This is a genomic window from candidate division KSB1 bacterium (genome assembly GCA_022566355.1).
In the GTDB taxonomy this organism is placed as follows: domain Bacteria; phylum Zhuqueibacterota; class JdFR-76; order JdFR-76; family DREG01; genus JADFJB01.
This window is the reverse complement of the sequence record JADFJB010000034.1, coordinates 1-17477: the sequence shown is the minus strand read 5'-3', so window position 1 is coordinate 17477 and position 17477 is coordinate 1. Positions and strand designations below refer to the sequence as shown.

12 protein-coding genes and 1 pseudogene are annotated in these 17477 nt (G+C 38.3%); 3 read left to right on the top strand and 10 right to left on the bottom strand.

The window, feature by feature from the left end; genetic code table 11:
- Nucleotides 1-36: 36 nt before the first annotated feature.
- The 3 genes from IIC38_07980 (at nt 37) to IIC38_07970 (ending at nt 7872) form a co-directional block, all read left to right on the top strand.
- On the top strand, nt 37-3879 hold the full coding sequence (locus tag IIC38_07980) for an efflux RND transporter permease subunit (GenBank protein ID MCH8125883.1): 3843 nt from the start codon (nt 37-39) through the stop codon (nt 3877-3879).
- A 58-nt stretch (nt 3880-3937) separates the two neighbouring features.
- On the top strand, nt 3938-7090 hold the full coding sequence (locus tag IIC38_07975; GenBank protein ID MCH8125882.1) for an efflux RND transporter permease subunit: 3153 nt from the start codon (nt 3938-3940) through the stop codon (nt 7088-7090).
- A gap of 221 nt (nt 7091-7311) precedes the next feature.
- The gene (locus IIC38_07970) at nt 7312-7872 is read left to right on the top strand and encodes a transposase (GenBank protein ID MCH8125881.1); all 561 of its coding nucleotides are present in this window, start codon (nt 7312-7314) and stop codon (nt 7870-7872) included.
- A gap of 395 nt (nt 7873-8267) precedes the next feature.
- Here the strand turns inward: IIC38_07970 and IIC38_07965 are convergent, their stop codons facing one another.
- The 10 genes and pseudogenes from IIC38_07965 to IIC38_07920 form a co-directional block, all read right to left on the bottom strand.
- Entirely contained in the window at nt 8268-9185 is a 918-nt protein-coding gene (locus IIC38_07965; GenBank protein ID MCH8125880.1) for a hypothetical protein, read from the bottom strand.
- A 68-nt stretch (nt 9186-9253) separates the two neighbouring features.
- Nucleotides 9254-11350 carry a M1 family metallopeptidase gene (locus IIC38_07960; protein ID MCH8125879.1) on the bottom strand — a complete coding sequence of 699 codons (2097 nt, stop codon included), beginning with the start codon at nt 11348-11350 and terminating at the stop codon, nt 9254-9256.
- Between the two features lie 225 nt (nt 11351-11575).
- Nucleotides 11576-11743 carry a four helix bundle protein gene (locus tag IIC38_07955; protein ID MCH8125878.1) on the bottom strand — a complete coding sequence of 56 codons (168 nt, stop codon included), beginning with the start codon at nt 11741-11743 and terminating at the stop codon, nt 11576-11578.
- Nucleotides 11744-11953: 210 nt separating this feature from the next.
- The gene (locus IIC38_07950; protein ID MCH8125877.1) at nt 11954-13594 is read right to left on the bottom strand and encodes a T9SS type A sorting domain-containing protein; all 1641 of its coding nucleotides are present in this window, start codon (nt 13592-13594) and stop codon (nt 11954-11956) included.
- 112 nt (nt 13595-13706) lie between these two features.
- Entirely contained in the window at nt 13707-14741 is a 1035-nt protein-coding gene (locus IIC38_07945) for a VCBS repeat-containing protein (protein MCH8125876.1), read from the bottom strand.
- A gap of 234 nt (nt 14742-14975) precedes the next feature.
- On the bottom strand, nt 14976-15806 hold the full coding sequence (mutM, locus tag IIC38_07940) for a bifunctional DNA-formamidopyrimidine glycosylase/DNA-(apurinic or apyrimidinic site) lyase (GenBank protein MCH8125875.1): 831 nt from the start codon (nt 15804-15806) through the stop codon (nt 14976-14978).
- Between the two features lie 18 nt (nt 15807-15824).
- Nucleotides 15825-16031 carry a cold shock domain-containing protein gene (locus tag IIC38_07935; GenBank protein ID MCH8125874.1) on the bottom strand — a complete coding sequence of 69 codons (207 nt, stop codon included), beginning with the start codon at nt 16029-16031 and terminating at the stop codon, nt 15825-15827.
- 38 nt (nt 16032-16069) lie between these two features.
- Nucleotides 16070-16362 (bottom strand): annotated as a pseudogene (locus IIC38_07930) (type II toxin-antitoxin system RelE/ParE family toxin).
- Nucleotides 16356-16535, bottom strand: coding sequence for a hypothetical protein (locus IIC38_07925; protein ID MCH8125873.1), 180 nt, complete (start codon nt 16533-16535; stop codon nt 16356-16358). The pseudogene IIC38_07930 and the gene IIC38_07925 overlap by 7 nt, the downstream one beginning before the upstream one ends.
- Before the next feature lie 47 nt (nt 16536-16582).
- On the bottom strand, nt 16583-17077 hold the full coding sequence (locus tag IIC38_07920; GenBank protein ID MCH8125872.1) for a methylated-DNA--[protein]-cysteine S-methyltransferase: 495 nt from the start codon (nt 17075-17077) through the stop codon (nt 16583-16585).
- Nucleotides 17078-17477: the final 400 nt, after the last annotated feature.

The following is a 17477-nucleotide window of genomic DNA, read 5'->3' as shown; positions in this document are numbered from 1 at the left end:
AGTTATCAGTTAATTTTAATTTAGAGAAAAAACATTATGGATTCCCCTCAATCAAAAATCTCAGACACTAAAAGACAAGTTGGAGATTTCTTTAGATTTACAACAGAAAGACCGGTGGCTATTTTAATGGTTGCTATTGGTGTTGGCGTTTTTGGCTGGATATCCTATCAGCAACTTCCATTAAACCTGATGCCTGATATTACTTATCCATCATTAACGGTTCGCACCGAATATACCGGCACAGCTCCCGAAGAAATAGAAACACAAATTTCACGACCTGTGGAGCAAGCGTTAGGCGTCGTTAATAATCTAGTTGGAATCAGCTCTATTTCCAAAGCAGGACAATCGGATGTTAAGCTGGAATATACCTGGAGCACCGATATGAACGAAGCTTCTGCCGAGGTTCGGGAAAAGTTAGACCAGGTATTCCTTCCGGATGAGGCGAAACGGCCAATTATTTTGCGATACGACCCATCACTTGATCCAATAATTCGATTTGGCCTTTATGGCGATATTTCACTCGTTTATCTTCGTTATATGGCTGAAGAAGACATCAAAAGAAAACTTGAAACTATCGAGGGTGTTGCAGCTGTAAAAGTCAAAGGTGGTTTGGAAGAAGAAATTCGTGTTGAGCTGAACGAACAAAAACTCACGTTGATTGGCATCAATATTCAGCAGGTACGAAATCGCCTTGCCCAGGAGAATGTAAACCTGGCCGGGGGCAATTTAAAGGAGGGTCAGACTGAATATATCGTCCGCACACTAAACGAATTCAAATCTGTTAATGAAATTGCAGAAGTTGTCATTGGAACATGGAATGATAGAGAAATAAAAATTCGTGATGTTGCAAATGTAAAACGGACTTTTAAAGAACGAGAGATTATAACCCGCATTGGCGGTCACGAAAGCGTTGAAATTGAAATTTATAAAGAAGCTGATGCGAATATTGTCACCGTAGCTGAGCGAGTAACAGAAAGAGTCTTTGGTACAGCCGAGCAACAAGCTTTCGTGCAAAGATTGGAATCCTCCAAAAAAGAGAAAGAGGAAAAACAAGAGGAAGAGCAAAAAACTGCCAAAGGTGGCCGTCAAGGCGGTCGTGGGCAGGAATTTCTTTTGCGACAAATGACTAACTTCATCGCGTATGAATTGCCATCCGGTATCAATATGGATATTTTGTCCGATCAATCAATCTTTATCGAAAATTCAGTAAATGAAGTAAAATCTACAGCAATCATCGGTGGAATGCTGGCCGTGTTGGTTTTGTTCATTTTCCTCCGAAATTTGACTGCAACGTTGATCGTTGGCATTGCCATTCCGGTTTCTATTATTGCAACATTTGCTCCCATGAAAATGTTCGGCGTATCCTTGAACATTATGTCTTTGGGTGGGCTAGCGCTTGGAATCGGAATGCTGGTGGATAATTCAATTGTCGTTTTGGAAAGTATCTTCCGCTGTCGGGAAGAAGGGGATGATTTGATTCAAGCTACGGTAAGAGGAGTGAGTGAAGTCGGCAGTGCAGTTTTTGCCTCAACTCTTACAACGGTTGCGGTATTCTTCCCTATTGTATTTGTAGAAGGCGTGGCGGGACAAATTTTCGGCGACATGGCGCTTACGGTAGTTTTCTCATTGCTCGCTTCTTTAGCTGTTGCTCTTTTTCTCATTCCGATGCTAGCTTCCAGAGAAACCAGCAAATTCATCTCCGGTGTTCAAATGGGTGAATTGCTAAAAAAACATATCCTTTCATTTTCAACAGATTCTGACATTTCAAATTTGGTAAACGGTAATTTGCAAGCAGGGTTTTTTTCGAAAATAATTACAGGCATAATTGTATTACTGAGAACGATAGGATTAGTTTTTCTAAAATTATTTAAAACCACAGCTGCCCTGTTTATTGTATTTATTAAATTTCTTACATTGCCTATTCTTCTTTTACTATTGCCGATTGGTTTTCTGCTCAGACTGTTACGAATTTTAAAATTCAAAATGAGTGAAAAGGTTATCGCTTACGCACAAAATCCTGACTTTTGGCGTGTCCAATTCGTGAAAGAAATCTGGCCAACATACCTGGTTAATAATTCTCTTCCTGTTTTTCTGGAGGATTTGTATTCTATTAAGGCAAAAATAGAAAGTAGTAAGTGGAAAGGAAAAATCGGTAGAATTTTATTTCTACCGGTCACAATTTTCTTTTATACCGTCAAGTATGTCATTTATACCTTCTTATTAGAGTTGCCCTTCCGATTTTCTCATTATTTTATCATATCAGCTTCAGTATTTCTAAAGGGCACTCTCATGTCATTTAAGCTAATATTATCTGGACCTGCAAAGCTTGTTTTTGCCCTTTTTAATTGGTCTTATGGAAAACTGGAATCGTTCTATCCAAGGGTTCTAATTTATGCGCTCACCAATAAATCTACTACGCTTGCTTCCGTTACATCGGTTGCTGTGCTGACTGTATGGCTCATCTTACCCAGGATTGGCAGCGAATTAATCCCCGAAGTTCACCAGGGTGAATTTAACATCGACATCACCATGCCGGTTGGCACGCCTGTGGAGCTAACTGTAGAACGGAGCACACCGATCGAACAATATTTAATGAACGATCCGGCGGTTGCCAAAGTAGCCATGGTCGCCGGCACTGATAGGACCTCAAATTCCAGCTCAGAAGAAGGAGAACATACATCGAAATTAACTGTTCAAATGCGAAGAGCAAGCAGCGTGATTGACTCGGAAGAACAATTGATTCGTCGTATTCGCTCACAAATGAATAATTATTCAGGGATGCAATGGAAAATTTCGCGACCGGTTCTGTTTAGTTTTAAAACACCTATCGAAGTTGAAATTCATGGTTACAATCTACAAATATTACAGGAAATTTCTGAGAAGTTGGAAGAGGATATGAAAAACATTCCAGGTTTATTTGATATAAAATCCAATGTCCAGCGCGGGAATCCTGAAGTACAGATTATTTATAACAGACCACTTTTAGCTCGTTATGAATTAAACATTTCTGAAGTCGCTGCGATCGTACGGAATAAAGTTCGAGGTGATGTTGCCACAGAGTTTAAAGACAAAGATCGTAAAATTGACATTCTGGTCCGATTGCGGGATGAAGACAAACAAAGTATTGAGAATTTATCGAGATTAATTATAAATCCGGGTGGCGAGAAACCAATACCACTGGAAGCTGTGGCTGAAATTCGTGTGAATGAAGGCCCGGCTGAAATTCGTAGGGTGAACCAGGAAAGAACAGCAGTAATTACAGCAAATATCGGCGGTCGTGATTTACGAAGCATTAGTGAAGATATTTATACGCTTCTTGGAAATACTGATATGCCGCTCGAATTTTCTTACAACCTGGCCGGCCAAAACAAAGAAATGGAAACATCGTTAAATAGTTTAATGCTGGCCTTAATGCTGGCCATATTCCTGGTCTATATCGTAATGGCTTCCCAATTTGAGTCGCTTATTCACCCATTTGTAATTATTTTTACGATTCCTCTCGGTTTTATCGGTGTCTTGATTGCCCTGTTTGTTTTACAAATTCCGATGAGCATCGTCGTGTTTCTAGGCATGATTATGCTTGCCGGAATCGTCGTTAACAATGCAATTGTTCTTGTGGATTATATCAATAAATTGCGCCAGAAAGGAATGGAAAAGATGGAAGCCATTATTCAGGCGGGTAAAGTTCGGCTTCGCCCGATCATGATGACGACAGCAACAACTATTCTTGCATTGCTGCCTATGGCCATAGGATTAGGCGATGGAGCTGAAATTAGGACGCCAATGGCAATCACAGTTATTGTCGGACTGCTGGTTTCTACTATTTTAACGCTCGTTGTTATCCCAACGGTTTACAGCATTGTCGACAGAAAAGCTTAAAGAGAATTCGAAGTAATAATTAAATTGGTTTGATCATCAGTATGTAAGGAAGAGAACCATGTCCAAACTCAAAGGCAGCTTGTTTCCGCGTTTTTCCATAAACCGCCCTGTAACAGTTTTGATGACACTTCTTGCAGTATTAGTTGTGGGATTTATTTCGTTTACACAAATCCCAGTCGAGCTATTACCACAAGGTTTTATTCCGCCATTTTTGGGTGTTTATACGCCCTACCCTAACTCGAATCCACAAGAAGTTGAGGAGCAGATTGCCAAACCCATCGAAGAACAATGCCGAACCATCAATGGTGTGCGGCGGGTAAATACAAGCAGCAGCAGCAATGGTTGTTGGACTTTTATTGAGTTTAGACAAAACACAGATATGGATGTGGCTTATGCCCAGCTTCGGGACCGTATGGATCGGGTTAGAGCTGAGCTGCCAGATGATATAGAAAGGATCTATTTACGTAAATTTACTGACGATGACGACCCTGTTTTTTGGGTTGCTATGGCACAAAACCAACACTTTGAAGATCCATATCTTTTGATCGAACAAGTGATGAAAAAACCCCTGGAGCGAGTCGATGGAGTCGCAAAGGTAGAAATTTGGGGTGCCGAAGAAAAATCCATTCTGATTTACATAAACCAGGATAAAGTTAGAAGTTACAATATTAATCTCTATGAAACGATTCAACAGTTAAGAAATGACAATTTTTCATTAGCAAGCGGTTATGTGACCGAAGGCAACCAGAAGATATTTGTCCGCTCCGTTGGGAAATTTAGTGATCTGGACCAGCTCAAAAATCTGCCGATTCGTGGTGCAAATTTAAAACTAAAGGACATTGCTGAAATTAAATATGATGTTCCTGAGAGGAGATGGCGGCAGACCATCAATGGCAAAAGAGGAATTAGCGTGGGCGTTTTTAAAGAATCAACAGCCAATACTGTTGAACTTTGCAATAACCTTAAAAAGATGTTTGAAGAAACTTTTAAAGCAGATCCCAAACTTGCGGGCTTGGAAATAGATATCTTGTTTAACCAGGGCAAATTCATTCAGGAATCCATCGACAACCTATTAACCACAGGAATGTGGGGCGGACTTTTTGCTTTCTTTATACTTTACTTTTTCCTCCGACGATTTCGCATGACAGTTATTATAACGATCGCAATTCCTCTGACAGTGCTGGTTACTATGACAGTCTTATATTTTATGGGCTGGACTCTGAACTTAATCACCATGATGGGGTTAATGATTTCTATTGGTATGGTAGTCGATAATTCTATCGTTGTGCTGGAAAATATTTATCGAAAGAGATCGCAAGGAGCATCAAAAAAGGAATCCTCATTATTTGGTTCAAGCGAAGTGGCTCTAGCGATTACCATGGCAACGATGACGACTGTAGTGGTTTTCTTGCCTTTAATCTTAATGAATGACGACACGGGTTTTCAGTTCTATATGTTCCGTATCGGTTTTCCTGTTGTCATTTCATTAATTGCATCACTATTTATCGCAATGATATTTATTCCTCTCGCTGCTACCCGGATTACCAGCAAAAAAGAAGTGAAAGAAGCTAAAGTGATCACAAAGGCCAACGCGATTTACCAGAGAATGTTAAGCTGGAGTGTTACCCATCGTCTGGAAATGGGTGTGATCCTTCTCTTTGTTATGGCTTCTTTGCCGTATGCAATAAGCAATATCAAAAGTACGGATTCAAACGGTAACATTAACGATATTCGGCTTTATTTTGAAATGCCGGATAATTACACCATTGAAGATGCAGACCGGGTATTTGGAACCATTGAGGATACCATTAATGTCAAACGTGATATTTACGGGGTCATGACAATCGACGCCCGTCATAGCCATAATTTTGGTATGATGCGGGTTTTTCTTAAACCTCAGCCAAGAAGAGATTGGTATGAAGTGGTTTATGATAATATTAGTAAACAATTTGGCAACCTTCCTGGCGGTGTAATGGAAAGGAAGGATGTGTTGGAAGATATTATGAAAAGAATTCCCGACTTCCCGGGAATCACGGTTCGCACATCCTGGCGGCAACAAGCCGGAGATGATGCATCTCTTTCAATCCTTCTTTTTGGTGACGATACCAATACATTATCCGATTTAGCCAAGGAAGTAGAACGGAGATTAAGCACCATCGATGAAATCATCAGTCTCGAAACCGATCGCGAAAATGGCAGTGATGAGATTCATTTATTCATAAAACGAGACCAGGCAGCAAAATATGGCATTTCACCAGCTACGATTTCCGGAACCGTGCAATATGCTTTGCGGGGAATTCCACTTCCTAAGTATCAAACTAAAGATAAAGAAATTGATGTCCATATCCAACTCCGTAAAGAAGATCGTAAGAATCTTTCTCAGTTAAAAAATATGACATTTTTCTCTCGATCAGGTAAAGAGATTCCATTAGATGCCATCGCAACATTCACTATGAAGAAAGGATTCGGCGAAATTCAACGTGAAAATGGCAAAACCTTTCTACGAATCAAAGCCAATTCTACCCAGGATGATATGAAATCTTTATTTGGAAAAGTAGATAAAGTAATGGCGGGTTTTGAAATGCCCTATGGATATTCCTGGAGCAAAGGGCAGCGCTTTGACCGTATGCAGCAAACCAACGAAAGCCAGTCTTTTGCATTAATGCTGGCAGTAATCTTTGTTTTCCTTTTGATGGGCATTTTGTTTGAATCGTTTGTTTTACCACTTTCTGTGCTTGTGTCTATCCCATTTGCCTTTGTCGGTGCTTTCTGGTTATTATTTATAACAAACACAACAATGGACATTATGAGTGTAATCGGATTTGTCATTCTAGTTGGCATTGTCGTTAACAACGCCATCGTTATAATCGATCTCGTGAATAGACTTCGTACAGAAGGCTACAGCCGGTACGATGCAATTATCGAAGCTGGAAAACAGCGATTTCGCCCCATATTAATGACGGCTTTCACAACGATTGGCGGGTTGCTGCCAATGGCGGTTGGTAATGCACAAATGATCGGAATTCCGTATGCACCCATGGGCAGAGTTATCATAGGTGGATTGCTTACCTCAACCCTCTTGACATTAATTGCAGTGCCTTGGGCATATACACTTTTTGATGACTTGCGCCTTTACTTCAAGAAGATTACTGCTCTCTATCTTTCGAAACAAAAAGGTAAAACAGCGATGGAAGTTGTGCCAGCTGAGTAATATAAATCCGGACTTCATATTTTAACCAAAAATCCCCTCATCTGAGGGGATTTTTTTCTATTTTATATTCGTTATTTAGTTAGCCTAATTGGATTATGAACAAGTAAAAACGGGATGATTTTCTAAGAGGGGCCTTGTTTAAATAAGTTATTACAAAATTAATAATTAAATTCATATGGAATGCATCAACCGTGTTGATGCGCTTTTAAGCATAAAACATCATGACAACCAATCAAAAAATTATCTACAAAACCTATCAACACAATCCTCCACATTTGTTCATCCCAAATGCAAAATACTTCATAACAGCAAGCACATACCAAAAATTACACCATTTCTCGACAAAGTTCGCAAAACAAATCCTGTTAGAATCAATTATAAAAGGATTCTCCAAAGGCGATTGGCATCTTGAAGATTGGGTTATTCTAGACAATCATTATCATTTGATTGTCAATTCTCCAGAAAACGCTGTTGATTTGCCTAAAATTATCAGGGATATCCACAGGTTTACTACTTTAAAACTTAGGAAAACTTTTCCGGATTTAGAACAGAAAAAGAGGATATGGTATAATTACTGGGATACCTGTTTAACTTACGAACGATCTTATTTTGCGAGGATAAATTATACCTGGTTTAATCCTGTGAAACACTTTCTGATAGATGACCCAGTAAAATGGGAGTTTGGCAGCTATTATTATCGATTCCGTGAGAATGAAGATGCTGTTAGAGAACTTGTTAGAAATTATCCTTTTGACAAGATCAAGGTAGAAGATGATTTTTGAATAGATCTGGAATTATTGATTTGGCTCGATGGATTGCGACATGATTCAAACTTGTGCATCAACACGGTTGACGCACTCCAAAAAAAACCATCAAAGGACCATCAAAGAATCATGCACATGATGTATGATTAAGAATAACTAAATGAATTTCTATATTAATTAAATTAACCTGGATAATTCATAAAAAAAAAGCTGTTTTCTTTTACAAGCTATTGTTTTATATTTAGTTAAGCAATAACAAAAATAATAACAAAGTTCGAGAAAACAGCTATGGAAAAATATATTAAATAAATTAGATCGCTTGATTATTTGACTGATTTACTTCATAAGAATTATTTTATTCCTTTAAAAAACTTATTCTTTGCATAGCCCTATTTTAAGAATTAGAAAAACATCTACGCCGGCGCACCTTCTATACCAATCTCACCTTCCGAAGTCTCAGTTACCGTAATCTTGTCTTCACTTAAGCTCTGAAATAGATTCGTCTGACTTGAATAAAAGGTCAACCTCATCATCATTCTAAAAACCATATAAAGCTGTTGAAAAACGAATAACAAAAGAATGACCAAAGCACTCGGAGCCGATAAACTGTCGGATATAAGATTATAAATCACCAAAACCATAGCGCCGATAACAAACAAGAATAGAGCAAGACTGAAGGTTTTGACAAAATTCCTGAACATGAACTTAAAAGCATACCAAACCGAGACTCGCATTCTGCGATCTCCTGTTGTGACAGCATGAATTCTGGCATAATCCAACAATATTCCAAATAAAATAATACTGATGTAACGCACGCCAACCGTTACCCATCCTAGCCAATAGGTTATGTTCTGGTAAGGATCATCGCCAAATAATTTTCTAACTAGAGAGACCAAGAGCTGTAAAAGGAAGAATAACACACCGAACAGCAAACTCCACAAAACCAACCGAATAAACCGGCCAAAATATTGTGCACAACCGCCCCAGAAAGCAACAGGTGTATATTTTTCTCCGCTTGCAAACACGGCAAATGCGCCGCCGGAAAGGAATATCAGGAATAACCAAAAAAGGATCGGCACCAAAGGAACTAGCGACCCAAATAAACCCATCACAGAATCAATATTCTGGATGAATTCCAACACGAAATCCATGTCCAATCGCCCTGCCAGGATCTCACCCATTTTGCTGTTACCGATATAATTCGAAAGTGCCCCACGAAACGGCAGCATCAGAATCATTCCAAAAAATAAATTGCTTAAATAAAAAACGATCAACATGCGTTTGTTTGTCCACATGTTTGAAAAGCCAGTTTTCAAAGCTGTTCCTACCATTTTTCTTCCTCTATTTTAAATTCTTCGTTCGGAACTCTCGTCTACCGATTCCATCAAAATTGAACTGATTAAAACACCTCGTTAAATGCCGACAACAAGTTTATGAAATCCGGTTGGTCGATTAAAAATTGCATCCAGAACATCCAACGGATCGACAGTTTATTAATCCCAATCGACCGGTTATCAACCAACCGGCTATTATTGGTAAAATTAACATCGAGAATTATTTTTTGTCCCGGATCGACTGTTGCCGAAACCAGCTTGTTTGGTCTTGTATATTTATATTTTTTCCATAAGTCCTTGCCATCCCAATTTTCAACTAAAGTATCACCGTTATCGAATACGATTTGGATCTCAACTGGAAACACAAAGTCGCCTAAACGCCGAACTCTTACTTCGTTGTAAAACATTTTGGGGCTGTCCTCTTCTTCGACGGATTCAACAGAGTCACCCTCCATAGGTTCGGCTTCTTCCAGGATAAATTCTGAAGTTGAATCGGAAGTACTAATTGTTAAATCTGTATCCATTTCATCAGTTGAAATAGAAAAATCAAATCCTGTCTTTTCTCGAATCTCCCGTGAAAAAACGTTTGCTACGCTGTAATCGATTTGTTTCCTGGAATAGAACGCCTGGTCAAAAAACCAGGTAAAATCCTGTCCGGCTACATCATTCACGACATCAAAGAAATCCTGTGATTTCGGATGTTTAAAGCGCCAGCGATGGACATAGGCCTGCATCACTTCTTTCATTTTTTCTGTACCGATATAATTCTGCAGAGTGGTTAAAATGACGCCAGGTTTTGCGTACGAATTGATGCCATAACTTGTGTTATTGTAAAAATCCCAGGCCTTTTTCACAACCGGATCCAGATCAGCGCCAAAAAGATATTGACCACGCTGCAACTGGACATCATTGATTTTGATACCGAGAAAATCAATCATTCCACCTCGTCCTTCTTTGGCATATTCCGCATCCATAATTTGAATTTCTGTGTAGGTATTGATCCCCTCATCCATCCAGCTTTCTTCAAATTCATTTGAAGCCAACAAGTGATACCAAAAATTATGACCAAATTCATGGACGATAACCATCTCAACAACTCTTATCCCTTCAGGCAAACCATATTGTGTCATGGCAGTTATTAAAGTTGGATACTCCATGCCACCGGAGCCTTCCGCTCCTCGCCTGGGATCGATTACCGTTAAATTCGGGAATGGATAATCACCATACCAATTTTGAAAATATTCAACAGATGCTATCGTAGCAGCTAAATGTCGTTCACCCTGGTAAGCATGATCCGGCTGCATGAGAACACGAATGTCAACATCTTGCGCCTTGCCGGTAAATTCTACAAATTCCGGGCTTGTGGTCCAGGCAAAATCATGCACATCCTCTGCATGGAAATAGTGGGTCGCTGTACCATCGCCGTTATTGACCAGGTCTACTTCCAGACCCGTCGCACCTACCACATTCTCTTCAGGAACAGTAATTTTGACATTATAAACACCGTAATCCGCAAAAAATTCTGAATTGGCATGAAATTGATGATTATTCCAGCCATCTTCAGTATATACCGCTATTTTGGGAAACCATTGCCCAACAAAAAAATACTCATCCTTTGCCCCGGTACGGGCAAACGGAGGGCTAGGTAATTTGGCTTTAAAGTCAATGGTCACGACGATCGATCCTCCTGGAGGGATGGATTTTGAAAGCGGTACCCTTGCAGCAGTTTTATCGTCTAAATAATTATCATCAGGATGAATGAATTCCAAGCCTGAAGTCAAATCTTCGCCATCAGCGGTTGTGATTTTTTCCACTTCCATAAACCCCCAGCCGTCATCATCAATCACGTTACCACGATGTGTGCCGCCGGATTCCTGCATAAAAGTAGATTGATTATTGCGGAATGCATTAAGATACAGGTGAAATTGCAACTCGTCAATCTGGTCATTTGAGGTATTGTGCCAAACCAGAGTTTGTTTTCCCGTAAGAATTCGGGTTTCCGTGTCCAGTTTGACGTCAATATCATAATTGGCAATTCGTGGACTCAATGGTTCCGCAAAAAGTACCGGTTGTTTTTCCAGCGTTGCCTGTTGGGCAAAAACACAACTTGCACTGAAGATCAGAGCGCAACTTAATCTATAAATTAAGTTTGATTTTAACATAAGCCTCCCGAAGTTTTTGTTATGGATTCAAAATTTTATAAATTCTTTCAGAAAGGAATTTATACCGGTCTTATCATTTCCGTGAATTAAATCTTAAATAAAGTGCTTATTGTCAAATTACCTTTTCGTGATCTTAAAGTCAAGAACAACCAAGGCGATAAGTGATTGAAGACAAAATTGTAACTATTCAGGTGTTTAGACTGTAGGCTATAGGCTATAAGGTTGTTAGGTTTTGCGCATTGTTCTAATCAAAGTGCCTAGGATATTTTCAGTTTCTGCAATTTTCGACTCGTTAATATTCGCTCTTTCATACTCTTTGAAGTATCCCAACCGTTTGGCAAGGCTAAACTGATAATATAATTCATTTAACGATCCAAAAGCGATCCCGGCCATCTGGGACGAAGATATTCAACCTGACTTTCTCTCGTACATGCTTCTATCCCGAAGCGTTGGGATTGGACGGAACTGAAACCGCGGTTCCTACTACAGCCTAAAAAGCTACAGCCTATCTAGTGAATAGTTATGATAAATTGATTCAAAAAATACGAAATGAATGAGGATTAGTTTCGAGGTTTGAATAAATTGAGGTGATAATAAATTGACTTACTTCAAATACAGCATTTTCCGCATAGACTGAAAACTATCCGTTTTGATTCTAACAATATACATACCGGAGGGAGCGCCATTCGCGTTCCAAATAATTTGATGGACTCCTGCAGGTTGAGTATCATCAAGTAATTGTTCAACTATTCTTCCTGTTATATCATAAATAGCCAAATTGACGTGAGTTTGTTGAGGTAACTTGTAACTAATCGTGGTTTGTGGATTAAATGGGTTTGGATAATTCTGCTCCAAGGTAAAAACTTCAGGCTGGTTAACTCGCCCATTATCTTCAACACTCGTGGCCGTTTTCAAGTAATATCCGCCAAAAAGAATCATCATTTCATCATCGCTACGCAAGCCAAAATTTAAAGTACGATCTGTCCAATTATTATACGTTGTGATTAGTTTTAGACCCTGGCCTTCTTCTATGACTAACGGGGGATCTAATTCCAGAATAGGCGGGTGTTCCCAATCGTAAGTGATATAGACAAGATCTCCATTCCTTGGACCTCCATCAATCTCAACTCGAAATTCTGTCATATGTTCATGTGCATGAGAGAATAGCTGGAAGATATATCTGGTCTCCCAAAATGTAAATACTTTAGTTAAAGTAGTTACTTGATGAGGTGGAAGTTCTATATCAAATTTCCCAAGATTGAGTGTCTTTGCTTCATGAACAACATCCTTAGGTTCTACAAAGTGTAAATTTGTATATATTTCACCTTGCATAATCTCATCGGTTCTATTTACATAATGTAGATTTAAATCCAATCCGATATTGGCCGGTAGCCTTAAGGCTACCCCCGGGGGTAAATGATAATTCAAGTTTGGCCACTGCGTACCAGTAACAAAAGTATGAAATGGCGTGGCTAATAAATTTAAAATATTATAGCTTCCGTCACTGTTACGAATATCTCGAATAACATTCGCCTGGGGGATTAAATAATCAGGAATTTCAGAATTAAATTGATATGCAATGAAATGATGGCTTCCTCGCCGCATATTTATTTCTACACGATTTATAAAAATCTCCTCTTTATTATTCAGCGGGAGGTAATAAAAAAATTCTCTTTCAAAATTGGGTTGAACGTCGAAAGGGCCAAGATGAAGTTGCACGCCGTGTTCAGGTGGAAGCAGTGGTTGAAACTCAGGAATTTCAAATCTACTAGTATCTTCAAGAATGGATTCATCTGCCACAATTCCGGTTTCGGGGATTCCGGCAAGTATCCATTCTTTCATAAATTTCAATTGTCCATTGGTAAGGGGTGGCGCCCCCAAAGGCATAAGAGAGCCATAATACGGATGATCCGAAAAAAAATGTTCTTGATCGGGAGCATCAATTTTTTCCCACAAATAGCTTTTATAAAGACTTTCGAGCCCTTTATTTCCCACCAGTAATAATCCATCGCCCCTCGCTGCTTCATTGTTAGGCGTACCATTTGCTATATTTTTATAAGCAACATCCTTGGTTAAAACCAACCCCGATTGAATGGCAAAAGAAGATCCTGCAACATGACAACTCGTACAGTTGGGTGTTAAAATTTTATCTTGAATAACTTCCCATGTAGACTTCTGTTGAGCAACATTATTGGACGAGCAAATGAAAAGGAAAAGTAATGTTAGTTTAGTTTTATACTTCATGAAAAATCCAATTCAACTTTTGTCCTTTAATATATATCATTAAAAAGAACTTGTCAAAAATAGTATATTTTTTCTTTAAACATTAGTTATAAGTTAGAATTTCTTAATTTCATTATCTCCACTTTCTCCACTGAAAAACGTCATAATAGATTCTAACTTTCTGATTATCAAAATAAGTTAAGACTAAATCAGGATAACCATTCTGGTTAAAATTACAAATTTTTACCATTGTTGCTTTAAAATTATCCTCCAAACCTACTTTGAATTGTTCAAGATAGTCTGAGTCATTGAAATAAAATGATAGTGAATCCTCTTCAGAATTTGCAACAACAATATCTTCCCAACCATTTCCATCGAAATCGGCTGCTGCCAAGGATAATGGTGACTTGCCTGTATTAAATTTGAGTATTTCGTCAAATTCTCCTTTACCGTTATTGATTAAGATGGCAAGAGAATCAACATCAAACAAAGTAACCGCAACATCAGGAAAATCGTCATGATTAAAATTGACCGCCGTCAAATTGAACGGATTACCCGAAATTGGATATACTTTTTCAGTATGGAACAAGAAATCACCGACATTGAGGAAAACGGAAAGATCATTTGAATCGAAATTAACCGATAAAATATCCAGGAAACCATTATTGTCTAAATCAATCATTGCGATATCGTATGGAATCTGACCAACTTCTATCATTTTTTTGATATTAAAATTACCATCCCCTTGTCCCACCAGAATACTAATGCTTGAATTATTACTAAGGTGAGATACCAATAAATCGATTTTGCCATCGTTGTTCAGGTCTCCGGCACTGATCGCAAAAGGCTCAATTCCAACTTCATTATAATAAACTTCGAAAAAATCTCCACCTTCCCCATTGAATAGTATGGCTATGTCATCCGAATATTGGTTTGAAACTGCCATGTCAACCGATCCATCATTGTCGAAATCTCCATGTGCGATTCGTTGGGCGCCCTCTTCAACGACAATTTCATAGGGCGGTGTGGAGAGCCTGCCGGAAGCAACATTCTTGTAAATAAGGAGCACGTCATGATCGTCGATTATTACCAAATCATCATCCCCGTCATGGTCGATATCAAAAGCGTCTGCAAACCTTGGTTGAGCATCAAGGTTAATTTCTGTCATTTGATTTTCAATTGAAGTGATCAGCCTGCCTTGTAACAGGTATCTTACATATTGCATGTCTGAACAATTTTGATTGAAAATACAAACCAATAAAACAAAACAAATCAGGACTCTGTTAATTGTTGTCTCCTCCATATTAAAACGTTAAACAGCAATGATATTAAAAAGTTCATCGTTCAAATTTATAAAACCGGATCAAGCGTGTGTTGGATTAATTCTTTGATCTGAATAAACTTACCTTTGACAGATTTTACATAAAAAGCTACTCCTTCCTTGCTGAACCAACCTGGTAATCGGATGGCCACAGATTTCACAGGGCTCACCTTCTTTTCCATAAACTTTTAGTTTTAGCTGGAACATGCCGCCGGATCCCAAAACATTTTTAAATCCTTCATCTTGTAGTGTAGTTCCACCCTGGGAAATGGCTTCTTTAAGAACAGATTGAATAGAAGCAATCAACAATTTCCAATGCTTCTTAGTCAGTGAATTTGATGCTCGACCGGGATGAATTTTTGCTTTGTAAAGCGCTTCGCTTGTGTAGATGTTTCCCAAACCGACCACAAAGGACGCATCCATTAACATATTTTTGATGGGTCTTTGGGAATTTTTTACTTTATTAAAACAATAATTTATTTCAAAGCCAGATGTTAAAGGCTCGACGCCGAGTTCCTTTAACCTGGCATGATTCTCCAAATCATCAGAAGGATAAACATCGATCATTCCAAACCTACGGGGATCTCGAAATCGTAAATGTTCTCCTCCTTCAAGGCTAATGATGACATGGTCGTGTTTATCTATTTTGCTGTTATGAGAGGTTACAAATAATCGTCCACTCATACCCAAATGGACAATAATCGATAAATTATTACTCAATTCGAGTATTAAATATTTGCCTCTTCTTTGGATAGATCGAATTTCACAACCAATGATGTCCCTCTGCAATTTCTCAACCGGGACTGGAAACCGTAATTGCGGTTGAAAGATTTCAACATCCTTAATCTTTCTATTCAATACTGCCTGAATTAAACCCTGGCGTACCGTTTCAACTTCAGGTAATTCAGGCAATGATCCTCCAAAATTGTCTCAATGGGCTATCCGCACATTTATGGCTTTTTCCCCTTTCAAATCACTGCGAACATCAAAAGAGACTCGGTCACCTTCTAGAAGTCCTCTTTTCTTTATTGTGATGTCGAGATCAATTATGTTCACAAATATATCTTCATCATCATCCGTGACAATGAATCCATACCCCCGTGATGAATCCCAATTTTTGACTATGCCATATTGCATTATTTCTCCGGTTAAAGTTTTAATTGTAAGCATTTTATTTAATTTTTAAGAATTCCAGAAGAGAAATCTCTTTTACTATGAACAATAGTAAGAATCTCAATTCTATTTTGGGCTATTTCGTAAATAATCGATAGGAATAGATGAGTAGCTCTCTCACATTATGACTATCAATCTCAGGAACCATTCTACCAATTTTTGGAAATTCATTTAGCTTTTCTGTAGTTTCAACAATCCTTTCAACTACTTTTTTTGCGTAGACTTTAGAATCTTTCGCAATGTAATCATGAATAATCTTTAAGTCCTCTTTTGCAGGGAAAGACCATATCACCATGATTCTATTTCTTTTTTAAGATCTTCAATACTTAACGAATCGCCATCATTGATAGATTTCTTTGCTTTTCTTACTTTATCAATAACATAAATTCGGTACATTATATCATCGATTTCAGCGCTTTCAGGTAATTTTGAGATAGCTGCAAGCGCTTCTTGTTTTAAAGTATCCATCTAATTATATCTCCTAAAACTATTGATGAATCCTTAAGTTAGTACTATTAGGCTAACAAAGCTCCCTCCAACTTAAGCAAACTTTCCTTCATATCCAAACCACCACCATACCCTACTAATTTCCCGTTTGCACCTATAACTCGATGGCATGGGACAATAATTGCGACAGGATTCCGGTTGTTCGCCAATCCTACCGCTCTTACCGCTTTCGGATTGCCAATATTTTTGGCGATTTCTCCATAGGTAATCGTTTGGCCGTAAGGGATTTTTAACAATTCATTCCATACTTTCTTTTGAAATTCAGTCCCTGACAATTTAAACGGAATAGAAAACTTATTTCGTTTTCCAAAAAAATAATCCTTGAGCTGTTGCAATGCCAATTGGTTGTTAGCATTATTTTCTTCAATTTGTGACATAGGATATTGTTTATTCAATTCAACCAAGAATTTCTCCTCTGTTGATAATCCAATTTGAACCAGGCCATCATCAGAGGATGCCAAATAAATAATGCCAAAAGGTGATTCCACTTTTGAAGTATAGATTTTCACAAAGTTGCCTCGTTTATATTGTTTTAATTAATTAGGCCTGCATTATTCATAAATATTGCCACCAAGACTGAAAGACTCCAAGTTTGTATTATAAATCAATAAGATCTCAACAAATACATCCAAGCGCCGTCCTTCAATTTTGTCTTTTGTCTTTTCTTTTACTTATACCTTTCACTTTTTACTTTTCACCTTTTACCTTTTACCTTTTACCTTTTACCTTTTACCTTTTATTTTTTACCTTTTTTGTTTCTCTTTCCGTCATCCTTTGAGTCTTAGGGATTTCGAGGCTGAATTATTACCTTATTTCCTTCTTTTTTTTTCAATACTTTGTGCCTTTGTTACTTTGTGCCTCTGGTTCTTTGTTCCTTTGTGCCTTTGTTACTTTTTGCCTCTG